This is a genomic window from Streptomyces sp. NPDC048514 (assembly GCF_043199955.1).
In the GTDB taxonomy this organism is placed as follows: Bacteria; Actinomycetota; Actinomycetes; order Streptomycetales; family Streptomycetaceae; genus Streptomyces.
The window spans coordinates 118,264-129,478 of sequence record NZ_JBICWT010000012.1; the positions used below are offsets into that span (position 1 = coordinate 118,264).

Genomic DNA, 11,215 nt, shown 5'->3' on the forward strand with positions numbered 1-11,215 from the left:
ACCGTAGCCGCCTCTGCACACCTTGATGGATCTACATTGATTGATCAATATTGACAGGCAATCAGTCAAGCATGGACAGTCTGATCAAGTCCAGGGAGGAGAATCATGGCCATCAACAGGACCGCCACGCCCCTCATCGACGCACCGCGCGGTCTCGCGGGTGTCGTCGTCGCCGAGACCCGCATCGGTGACGTCCGGGGGACCGAGGGCTTCTACCACTACCGCCAGTACTCGGCCGTCGAACTCGCGCGGACCCGGGGCTTCGAGGACGTCTGGCACCTCCTGGTGCACGGCGAACTCCCGGACGCGCGGCGCGGCGCCGCGTTCGCCGCCGAGACCGCGGCGCTGCGGACACTGCCCGCGGAAGTGCGCGCGGCGCTGCCGGCCATCGCCGCGGCCGGCCGGGTCTCAGGCCCGCTGGCCGGACTGCGCACGGCCCTGTCGCTGTTGGGCGCGGCACGGGGGCTCCGGCCGGTGTACGACGTCGACGCCGGCCGGCGTCGGGACGACACCGTGGCGGTCTGCGCGGTCGTGCCCACGCTGCTCACCGCGCTGCACCGGCTAGGGCAGGGCCTCGATCCGGTCGAGCCGCGCGAGGATCTCTCCTACGCGGCCAACTACCTGTACATGTTGACGGGTTCGGAACCGGACCCGCGTCGGGTCCGTGCGGTCGAGCAATACCTCATCTCAACCATTGATCACGGATTCAATGCGTCAACCTTCACCGCGCGGGTCATCGCGTCCACGGGGGCCGACGTCGCGGCCTGCCTGGCCGGCGCGGTCGGTGCGCTGTCGGGACCGCTGCACGGGGGTGCTCCCAGCCGGGCCCTGGACACCCTGGACGCGATCGGCACGCCGGACCGGATCGACACCTGGATCCGGCAGCGAGTGCTCGCCGGGGACCGGATCATGGGCTTCGGGCACGCCGTCTACCGCACCGAGGACCCCCGTTCGCGGATGCTGAGGGAGACGGCCCAGTCCTTCGGCGGCCCACGCGTGGACTTCGCCGTGGAGGTCGAACGCCGGGTGGAGGCGATACTCGCCGAACTGAAGCCGGGCCGCGAACTCCACACGAACGTCGAGTTCTACGCGGGCGTGGTCATGGAGCTGTGCGGTCTGCCCCGCGAGATGTTCACCCCCACCTTCGCGGCCGCACGCGTGGTGGGCTGGAGCGCCAACATCCTGGAGCAGGCGGCCGATCCGAAGATCATTCGCCCGGTGGCACGCTACGTCGGGCCCGAGCCGCCGGTCGCGGTGCCGGTGGCCGGGTGAGCCGGATCGGAGCCGGTGGTCGCGGTGCCGGTGGCCGGGTGAGCCGGATCGGAGCCGGTGGTCGCGGTGCCGGTGGCCGGCGCGCCGCGGATCCGCCCGCTCGTATGCTGGTCGCGTAGTCGATCCCCGTCCCGGCGCCGGGCCCGAGCCGGCCGGTGCGCGGAGGGGGATCCATGTGGAACCGTAGGAAAGAGGCCGTCCGTTGGGGAGCAGCAGTCCGCAGCAGATCCCGGTCGTCGTGCTCGCCGGATTCCTGGGCTCCGGGAAGACCACGCTCCTCAACCACCTGCTGCACCGCAGCGGAGGCAGCCGCATCGGGGCGATCGTCAACGACTTCGGGGCCATCGAGATCGACGCGATGGCCGTGGCCGGCGCGCTCGGCGACTCGACCGTCTCGCTCGGCAACGGCTGTCTGTGCTGTGCCGTGGACGCCGGCGAACTGGACGTCTATCTCGACCGGCTCGCGGCGCCCGCCGTCGGCATCGACGTGATCGTCATCGAGGCGAGCGGGCTCGCCGAACCGGAGGAGCTCGTGCGGATGGTGCTCGCCAGTGAGCATCCCCGCATCGTCTACGGGGGGCTGATCGAGGTCGTCGACGCCGCAGAGTTCGACGGCACGCGTGCGAAGCACCCCGAGATCGACCGGCACCTGGCCCTCGCCGACCTCGTCGTCGTCAACAAGCTCGACCGCGCGGACGACGCCGACCGGGTCCTGGGGCTCGTCCGCTCGCTCACCGACCGCACCGCCGTCGTCCCCGCCACCTACGGCCGCATCGACCCCGAGTTCCTCTTCGACTGCAGGCCGAGCGAGGAGCGCATCGGTCAGCTGTCCTTCGACGACCTGCACGACCGCACGGCGCCGGCGGACGCCGGCCAGGAGCACACCGGCGACGAGTACACCGGCCACGAGTACCCGGCGCACGGCCGCAGCGCACAGGACCACACCGGACAGGACCACACCGGGCAGGTCCACACCCGACGGGACCACACCGGACAGGTCCACACCACACACGACCACGGCCCCCACCTGCACACGGGGTACGACAGTCTGCCCTTCACCTCTGATATGCCGATGGAGCCCCGGCGACTCATGCGGTTCCTGGACAGCCGGCCCGAGGGCCTGTACCGGATCAAGGGGTACGTCGATTTCGGGCCGTACGACACGGCCAACCGGTACGCGGTGCACGCCGTCGGCCGGTTCCTTCGCTTCTACCCCGAGCCCTGGACGCCCGCTGACACCCGCCTCACCCAACTGGTGCTGATCGGCTCCGGTATCGACGCCGACGCCCTCGGCAAGGAGCTGAGGGAGTGCGAGAACGACGCCCCGCACACCGACGAGCACGGCATGTGGGGCGTCCTGCGCTATGTGCAGGGGCCGCAGGAGGCGGCGCCGGGCGGGGTGGCCGGCCCGGACGAGGCGGACCTGGAGGATCCGCCCGCCTAGACCACCTGCCGGGACAGCGCCTCGAGCAGCCGAGGCCGGGCCGGGACAGTGCCTGGGGCAGCCCGCCCGGGACGCCGCCTGGAGCAGTCCGGCCGGGATGCCGCCTGGAGCAGCCCGCCCGGGACGCCGCCTAGAGCACCGGACCCGCGACCACCGCCACCGTCTTCGGCAGCGAGGTGCCCGAGCCGTCCCGGCGCGGGTCCGGCTCCGGCAGCTCGACCGGCGTGCCGTTCTTCTGCGCCGCGTGCGCGGGGACCGGGCCCGCCCAGCCGAGCGACAGGCAGTCCTCGCCCTTCAGGAACCGCTGGCAGCGCACGCCGCCGGTGGCCCGGCCCTTGCGCGGGTACTGGTCGAACGGGGTCAGCTTGGCCGTCGTCTGCACCGAGTCGTCCAGCGTGCCGCGCGACCCCGCCACCGTGAACACCACCGCGTCGGTCGCCGGGTCGACCGCCGTGAAGCAGATGACCTTCGCACCCTCGGCGAGCTTGACGCCCGCCATACCGCCCGCCGGACGGCCCTGCGGACGCACGATCGAGGCCTGGAAGCGCAGCAGTTGCGCGTCGTCCGTGATGAACACCAGGTCCTCCTCGCCGGTGCGCAGCTCCACCGCGCCGACGATCCGGTCGCCGTCCCTGAGGGTGATGACCTCCAACTCGTCCTTGTTGGACGGATAGTCGGCCACCACACGCTTCACCACACCCTGCTCGGTGCCGAGGGCCAGGCCCGGTGAGGACTCGTCCAGCGTGGTCAGGCAGACCACGCTCTCGTCGCCCTCCAGCGAGACGAACTCGGCCAGCGGCGCCCCGCCGGAGAGATTCGGCGCGCCCGTCGCCTCGGGCAGCTGCGGCAGGTCGACCACGTTGATCCGCAGCAGGCGGCCCGCCGAGGTCACCGCGCCGATCTCGCCGCGCGCCGTCGCCGGCACCGCCGAGACGATCACGTCGTGCTTGACCCGCTTCGCGCCGGCCGCCTCCGGGAACGGCTCGGCGGTCGCCGTACGGGCCAGCAGACCCGTCGAGGACAGCAGCACCCGGCACGGGTCGTCGGCGACCTGCAGCGGCACGGTGGCCACCGGGGCACCCGCGGACTCCAGCAGGACCGAACGCCGGCCGGTGCCGAACTTCTTGGCGACCGCGGCCAGTTCCGTCGAGACCAGCTTGCGCAGCTCCGCGTCCGAGTCCAGGATCCGGGTCAGCTCCGCGATCTCCGCGGTGAGCCTCTCCTTCTCCGCCTCCAGCTCGACGCGGTCGTACTTGGTGAGCCGGCGCAGCGGCGTGTCGAGGATGTACTGCGTCTGCACCTCGCTCAGCGAGAAGCGCCGCATCAGGCGCTCCTTGGCCTGCGCGGAGTTCTCGCTGGACCGGATCAGCCGGATGACCTCGTCGATGTCGACCAGCGCGGTGAGCAGACCCTCGACCAGGTGCAGCCGGTCCCGCTTCTTGCCGCGGCGGAACTCGCTGCGGCGCCGGACCACGTCGAAGCGGTGGTCGAGATAGACCTCCAGCAGTTCCTTCAGGCCCAGGGTGAGCGGCTGGCCGTCCACCAGGGCCACGTTGTTGATACCGAAGGACTCCTCCATCGGCGTCAGCTTGTACAGCTGCTCCAGGATCGCCTCGGGCACGAAGCCGTTCTTGACCTCGATGACCAGGCGCAGGCCGTGCTCGCGGTCCGTGAGGTCCTTGACGTCGGCGATGCCCTGGACCTTCTTGGCGTTGACCAGGTCCTTGATCTTCGCGATGACCTTCTCGGGGCCGACCGCGAACGGCAGCTCGGTGATCACCAGGCCCTTGCGGCGGGCGGTCACGGTCTCGACCGAGACCGTCGCGCGGATCTTGAAGGTGCCGCGGCCCGTCGCGTACGCGTCGCGGATGCCGTCCAGGCCGACGATCCGGCCGCCGGTGGGCAGGTCCGGGCCCGGGACGTGCTTCATCAGCGCGTCCAGGTCGGCGTTCGGGAAGCGGATCAGATGGCGGGCGGCGGAGATGACCTCGCGCAGGTTGTGCGGCGGCATGTTCGTCGCCATGCCGACGGCGATGCCGGAGGAGCCGTTGACCAGGAGGTTCGGGAAGGCGGCGGGCAGCGCGACCGGCTCCCGCTCCTGCCCGTCGTAGTTCGGCGTGAAGTCGACCGTGTCCTCTTCGATCGACTCCGTCATCAGGCTCGTCGCCTCGGCCATCCGGCACTCGGTGTACCGCATGGCGGCCGGCGGGTCGTCGTTGCCCAGCGAGCCGAAGTTCCCGTGGCCGTCGACGAGCGGCACCCGCATGGAGAAGGGCTGGGCCATGCGCACCAGCGCGTCGTAGATCGACGCGTCGCCGTGCGGGTGCAGCTTGCCCATGACCTCGCCGACGACACGCGCGCACTTCACATAGCCGCGCTCGGGGCGCAGCCCCATGTCGCTCATCTGATAGACGATCCGGCGATGCACCGGCTTGAGGCCGTCGCGGGCGTCCGGCAGGGCGCGCGAGTAGATGACCGAGTACGCGTACTCGAGGTAGGAGCCACGCATCTCGTCCACGACGTCGATGTCGAGGATCCTCTCCTCGAACGAATCGTCGGGCGGCGGGGTCTTCGTGCTGCGGCGGGCCATCGCTGCCGGCTCCTCCTGATCTGGTCGCTCACCGAGGGGGCGCGCACCCCCCGGTTCGCTCTTGCTGAAGCGATTGACGGATCTGTCGCGGACCATTGTGGACCGCGGTACTGACAACCCGGGCCGCGACCCGGTCTCCGCGGGCCCGTCCGGTGCCGGGGAGGCGGCCGGAGACGGGTCGGACGCAGGCTACGCGATCCGCTGTGGGCGTACGTCCGGCGGGAACTTCGCCGAGGCCCCGCACGCTTTGCATACAGTGGCAGGAACGGCAGGAAAACCGCGGTTTCGACGACCGCCTCCGCTCGCGAAGGGACGTACATGCCCATGGGTCACACGACCACGGCCGAGGCAGGCTCCGGGGGCCTGACAGCGACCGAGCACCGGCTGGCCAACGGTCTCCGCGTGGTGCTCTCCGAGGATCACCTGACCCCGGTGGCGGCGGTCTGCCTCTGGTACGACGTCGGTTCCCGCCACGAAGTCAAGGGGCGCACCGGCCTGGCTCACCTTTTCGAGCACCTGATGTTCCAGGGCTCGGCGCAGGTCACGGGCAACGGCCACTTCGAGCTGGTGCAGGGCGCCGGCGGCTCGCTCAACGGCACCACCAGCTTCGAGCGGACCAACTACTTCGAGACCATGCCGGCCCACCAGCTGGAGCTCGCCCTGTGGCTCGAGGCCGACCGCATGGGCTCGCTGCTCGCCGCCCTGGACGAGGAGTCCATGGAGAACCAGCGGGACGTCGTCAAGAACGAGCGCCGCCAGCGCTACGACAACGTGCCCTACGGCACCGCCTTCGAGAAGCTGACCGCCCTGTCGTACCCGGAGGGCCACCCCTACCACCACACGCCGATCGGCTCGATGGCTGACCTGGACGCGGCCACCCTGGAGGACGCGCGCCGGTTCTTCCGCACCTATTACGCGCCGAACAACGCGGTGCTGTCGGTGGTCGGCGACATCGACCCCGAGCAGACCCTCGCCTGGGTCGAGAAGTACTTCGGCTCGATCGCGTCCCACGACGGCAAGCCCGCCCCCCGCGACGGCGCCCTGCCGGAGGTCATCGGCGAACAGCTGCGCGAGGTCGTCGTCGAGGAGGTGCCGGCGCGCGCCCTGATGGCCGCCTACCGGCTCCCGCAGGACGGCACGCGCGAGGCGGACGCGGCCGACCTCGCCCTGACCGTCCTCGGCGGGGGCGAGTCCTCCCGCCTGTACAACCGGCTGGTGCGCCGCGACCGTACGGCCGTAGCGGCCGGTTTCGGCCTGCTGCGCCTGGCCGGCGCGCCCTCGATGGGCTGGCTGGACGTGAAGACCTCCGGTGACGTCGAGGTGCCGGTCATCGAGGCCGCGATCGACGAGGAGCTGGCCCGGTTCGCCGCGGACGGCCCCACCCCCGAGGAAATGGAGCGGGCCCAGGCCCAGTTGGAGCGCGAGTGGCTGGACCGGCTCGGCACGGTCGCCGGCCGCGCCGACGAACTGTGCAGGTTCGCCGTCCTGTTCGGGGACCCGCAGCTCGCCCTGACCGCCGTCAAGCGCGTCCTGGAGGTGACCCCCGAGGAGGTCCGCGAGGTCGCCAAGGCCCGCCTGCGACCGGACAACCGCGCGGTGCTCGTCTACGAGCCGAAGTCCCCGGAGGCCGTCGAGGACACCGGCATCCCGGAGGATCCGGAGCGGGAAGCGACCGTAGAGGCCGGTAACGAGAACGAGGAGACGGCCAAGTGACCGAGCTCGCCACCATGGACTTCCACCCCCGGCCGGAGCCGGGCGACGCCAAGCCGTGGGCGTTCCCGGCGCCGGGACGCGGCACGCTGGACAACGGCCTGACGGTGCTGAGCTGCCACCGCCCGGGCCAGCAGGTCGTCGCCGTCGAGGTGCTGCTGGACGCGCCCCTGGACGCCGAGCCGGCCGGCCTGGACGGTGTCGCCACGATCATGTCGCGGGCCTTCTCCGAGGGCACCGACCAGCACTCCGCCGAGGAGTACGCCGCCGAGCTGGAGCGCGCGGGCGCCACGCTGGACGCGCACGCCGACCACCCCGGTGTCCGGCTCAGCCTGGAGGTCCCGGCCTCCCGCCTGGCCAAGGGCCTCGGCCTGCTCGCCGACGCCCTGCGCGCCCCGGCCTTCGCCGAGAGCGAGGTCGAGCGGCTGGTCCGCAACCGCCTGGACGAGATTCCGCACGAGCTGGCCAGCCCCGCCCGCCGGGCCGCCAAGGAGCTCTCCAAGGAGCTGTTCCCGGCGACCTCGCGCATGTCCCGCCCGCGCCAGGGCACCGAGGAGACGGTCGAGAAGATCGACGCGGCCTCCGTACGCGCCTTCTACGACCGGCACGTCCGGCCCGCGACGGCCACCGCGGTCGTCGTCGGCGACCTCTCCGGGATCGACCTGGACGCGCTGCTCGGGGACACCCTGGGCGCGTGGACCGGTACTCCGGGCGAGCCGCGGCCGGTGCCGCCGGTGACAGCCGACGACACCGGGCGCGTGGTCATCGTGGACCGGCCCGGCGCCGTGCAGACGCAGCTGCTCCTCGGCCGGATCGGCCCGGACCGGCACGACCGCGTCTGGCCGGCCCAGGTGCTCGGCACCTACTGCCTCGGCGGCACTCTCACCTCCCGCCTGGACCGCGTCCTGCGCGAGGAGAAGGGCTACACCTACGGCGTGCGCGCCTTCGGCCAGGTCATGCGGTCCGCCCCGGACGGCTCGGGAGCCTCGATGCTCGCCATCAGCGGCTCGGTGGACACCCCCAACACCGGTCCGGCGCTGGACGACCTGTGGAAGGTGCTGCGCACGCTCGCGGCGGAGGGTCTGACCGACGCAGAGCGGGACGTCGCCGTGCAGAACCTGGTCGGGGTGGCACCGCTCAAGTACGAGACCGCGGCGGCCGTGGCGAGCACCCTGGCCGACCAGGTCGAGCAGCACCTGCCCGACGACTTCCAGGCGACGATGTACCAGCGGCTGGCCGCGACGGGCACGGTGGAGGCCACCGCGGCCGCCGTCAACGCCTTCCCGGTGGACCGGCTGGTGACCGTCCTCGTCGGTGACGCGTCCCAGATCAAGGCTCCCGTCGAGGCGCTGGGCATCGGCGAAGTCACCGTCGTCGCCGCCGAGTAGCCGTCGCCGCGGAGCAACCGTCGCCGCCGAGGAGCGGCAACGCGCGCGTGGGGCCCTGACGACCTACGGATCGTCAGGGCCCCAAGCTGTTCCACTCCCTCTCCCAGATGCCCGATTTGGGACGGAGGTTTCCTGTCTGCCCTGTGGGATGCGCTACAAAAGACCGGATCCGTTTGAGGATCGAAAGCCGGGATCCGTACGGTCATGCAGGCTGTTCGTCAGGCACCGCGCCGCACCCGCGGCACCGGACAGTCATCGCCGAGTCCCCGTACGGCGCGAGCCAGGGGAGCCGGGGACCCATCGTCCCTGGGGTGAATCGGGCGCCCGCGCGTGAGCGAGGGGGCCCGTAGGAGACCTTCCTGCTCCGAACCCGTCAGCTAACCCGGTAGGCGAGAGGGAAGGAAAGGACCAGCCACTTCATGGCGTTCATGTGCGCCACCGGGAAGCATCGCAAGCCCGGCCGGGTCAAGCGCACCACCGCTCAGGCGGCCGGTATCGCGGCCCTCACCACCACCGGTGTCATCGGCACCCTCGCCGCCTCCCCGGCGCTCGCCGCCGAGAACCCCGTGGAGCAGACCGGCCTCACGCCCGTCATCGCCGTGAGCGACGACGTGGCCGAGCAGATCGACGCGCAGGCGGACGCCCAGCGGCAGGCCGCCGAGCAGAAGGCGGCCGAGCAGGCCGCGGCCAAGGCGGCCGCCGAGAGGGTGAAGCTGGAGCGTGAGGCCAAGGAACGTGCGGCCCGCGAGGCCGAGCGCAAGCGCCTGAACGCGTTCGTCGCCCCGATAGCGCAGTCCTACGTCTCCACGGGCTACCAGGCCAGCAGCTCGCTGTGGTCCTCCGGCTCGCACACCGGCATCGACTTCCACGCGGCCAGCGGCACGACCGTCCACGCGGTCGGCTCCGGCACCGTCGAGTCCACCGGCTGGGGCGGGGCGTACGGCAACCAGATCGTGATCCGGATGGCCGACGGGACGTACACCCAGTACGGTCACCTGTCGTCCATCGGGGTCACCGTGGGCCAGAAGGTCGTCCCGGGCCAGCAGATCGGCCTGTCCGGCGCGACCGGCAACGTCACCGGCCCGCACCTCCACTTCGAGGCCCGCACGAGCCCCGACTACGGCTCCGACATCGACCCCGTCGCCTACCTCCGCAAGCACGGCGTGAACGTCTAGATCGATCCGCCCGGGCCCGGCGCGTACGTCCGGCACCTCCGCCCGGGCCTGGCGTGTAGGTCCGACGCGCCGTCCGCGCGGCATCCGAAAGCCCCGGCTCACGAGCCGGGGCTTTCGCCGTTTTCGGCAAGGTTCGCCGGCCCCGCTGGCCAAAAAATATCCATGGATTCCGGTCTGCCGTCGGAAATTCCCGCGCATTGGAATAGAGTCGCGGAACACACGTCCATCGTCGACGTTTCACGGTAATTAAGACGGAGGTCGGGCATGCGTATTCCGGCGCACTCGGTGTGCACGGCGATCAGGGACGACATCGTCGCCGGCGTCCACGAGCGCGGCGGCCGCCTCACCGAGGAAGTCCTGGCCCGCCGCTACGGCGTCTCGCGTGTCCCCGTCCGCGAGGCCCTGCGCACCCTGGAGGCGGAGGGGTTCGTGGTGACCCGCCGGCACGCGGGCGCGTGCGTGGCCGAGCCCACCGAGCAGGAGGCCGCCGACCTGCTGGAGATGCGCATGCTCCTGGAGCCGCTCGGCGCCTGCCGGGCCGCGCAGCGGCGTACGGAGGCGCACCTCAAAGTGCTGCGCGGCCTGGTCAGGCTGGGTCAGGAGCGGGCCAGGAGGGGTGGCGGCGAGGATCTGCGCTCACTGGGCGGCTGGTTCCACGAGACGCTCGCGCAGGCCTCCGGCAGCCCCTCGCTGACCTCGATGCTCGCCCAGCTGCGCCACAAGATCGCCTGGATGTACGCGGTGGAGGCCCTGCCGAGCCCACTGGAGGCCTGGGCGGAGCACGGCGCGATCGTGGACGCGGTGGCGCGGGGCGACGGTGAGCGAGCGCGGGCGGTCACGGCGCTGCACGCCGAGCGCGCGACGGCCGTGCACCGCCTTCGGTCCTCCGGCGGCGCGGAACGCGTGAGGACTTCGCAACAAGCCGTAAACATGCCGGGGCGGCGGTATTAACACGGAGGTCGTATACAAAGAAGGGTAATTCCGTGGCGGGCTGCTTACGGTGTCCTCATTCTGGTGTGCCGAAATTCATGCGGGACGCGAAAGCAGTGCCGAGCCTTAATCGAGGAATATCAGGCGGATCGCGGATCGCGGATCGCGGATCGCGGATCGCGGATCGCGGCGCGGACGGTGGACCAGGCGGACCGTGGATCGTGGCGCGGGACGTGGACCACGGCGCGGCCTGTCGGCTGTGGCGCGTGGAACGTCGCGCGCAGACGGCGAAGCCGCGCCGCCCCCGGAGGGGCGACGCGGCTCGGGTCTGCGCGCGCGAGGCGCTCAGACGGTCTCGGGCAGCTCTTCCAGGCCCTCGGCGACCAGCTTGGCCAGCCGGTCCAGGGCGGCGTCGGCGCCTTCGGCGTCGGACGCGAGGACGATCTCCTCGCCACCCTGGGCGCCCAGGCCCAGGACGGCCAGCATGGATGCCGCGTTGACGGGGTTGCCCCCGGCCTTGGCGATCGTCACCGGGACGCCTGCGGCCGTGGCGGCTCGGACGAAGATGGAGGCGGGACGGGCGTGGAGGCCCTCGGCCCAGCCGACGTTGACGCGGCGCTCAGCCATGTGTTGCTGCCCTTCAGTCTTCAGGGTTGTCTAGACCAGTTTCCCATACGGTGAAGCATGCCCGGAGCGGACCTTCGTC

Annotated in this window: 8 protein-coding genes and 1 riboswitch; of the genes, 6 read left to right on the plus strand and 2 right to left on the minus strand. The window is 71.4% G+C overall.

Going from position 1 to position 11,215, the window contains the following annotated elements; translation table 11 throughout:
- The first annotated feature begins 105 nt into the window (after positions 1-105).
- Positions 106-1,272, plus strand: coding sequence for a citrate synthase/methylcitrate synthase (locus ACGFT2_RS26385; protein ID WP_393282437.1), 1,167 nt, complete (start codon positions 106-108; stop codon positions 1,270-1,272).
- Positions 1,273-1,474: 202 nt separating this feature from the next.
- Complete coding sequence (locus ACGFT2_RS26390; protein WP_393282440.1) at positions 1,475-2,716, plus strand: CobW family GTP-binding protein; 1,242 nt, start codon at positions 1,475-1,477, stop codon at positions 2,714-2,716.
- A 130-nt stretch (positions 2,717-2,846) separates the two neighbouring features.
- On the opposite strand, the gene ACGFT2_RS26395 is transcribed toward ACGFT2_RS26390, so the two are convergent.
- Positions 2,847-5,306 (minus strand): DNA topoisomerase (ATP-hydrolyzing) subunit A, encoded by a 2,460-nt coding sequence (locus ACGFT2_RS26395; protein WP_393282443.1) that lies wholly within the window; start codon positions 5,304-5,306, stop codon positions 2,847-2,849.
- A gap of 318 nt (positions 5,307-5,624) precedes the next feature.
- Here ACGFT2_RS26395 and ACGFT2_RS26400 point away from each other — a divergent pair, with 318 nt between their 5' ends.
- From ACGFT2_RS26400 to ACGFT2_RS26415, 4 genes are all read left to right on the plus strand, one after another.
- Positions 5,625-7,019, plus strand: coding sequence for a M16 family metallopeptidase (locus ACGFT2_RS26400; protein ID WP_393282446.1), 1,395 nt, complete (start codon positions 5,625-5,627; stop codon positions 7,017-7,019).
- Positions 7,016-8,404 carry a M16 family metallopeptidase gene (locus ACGFT2_RS26405; RefSeq protein ID WP_393282449.1) on the plus strand — a complete coding sequence of 463 codons (1,389 nt, stop codon included), beginning with the start codon at positions 7,016-7,018 and terminating at the stop codon, positions 8,402-8,404. Before ACGFT2_RS26400 ends, ACGFT2_RS26405 begins: the two co-directional genes overlap by 4 nt.
- Before the next feature lie 246 nt (positions 8,405-8,650).
- Positions 8,651-8,811: riboswitch (cyclic di-AMP (ydaO/yuaA leader) on the plus strand.
- Between the two features lie 12 nt (positions 8,812-8,823).
- Entirely contained in the window at positions 8,824-9,579 is a 756-nt protein-coding gene (locus tag ACGFT2_RS26410) for a M23 family metallopeptidase (protein WP_393282452.1), read from the plus strand.
- A 264-nt stretch (positions 9,580-9,843) separates the two neighbouring features.
- On the plus strand, positions 9,844-10,530 hold the full coding sequence (locus ACGFT2_RS26415; RefSeq protein ID WP_393282455.1) for a GntR family transcriptional regulator: 687 nt from the start codon (positions 9,844-9,846) through the stop codon (positions 10,528-10,530).
- A gap of 324 nt (positions 10,531-10,854) precedes the next feature.
- Here ACGFT2_RS26415 and ACGFT2_RS26420 read toward each other — a convergent pair whose 3' ends face one another.
- On the minus strand, positions 10,855-11,136 hold the full coding sequence (locus ACGFT2_RS26420; protein WP_030563197.1) for an HPr family phosphocarrier protein: 282 nt from the start codon (positions 11,134-11,136) through the stop codon (positions 10,855-10,857).
- Positions 11,137-11,215: the final 79 nt, after the last annotated feature.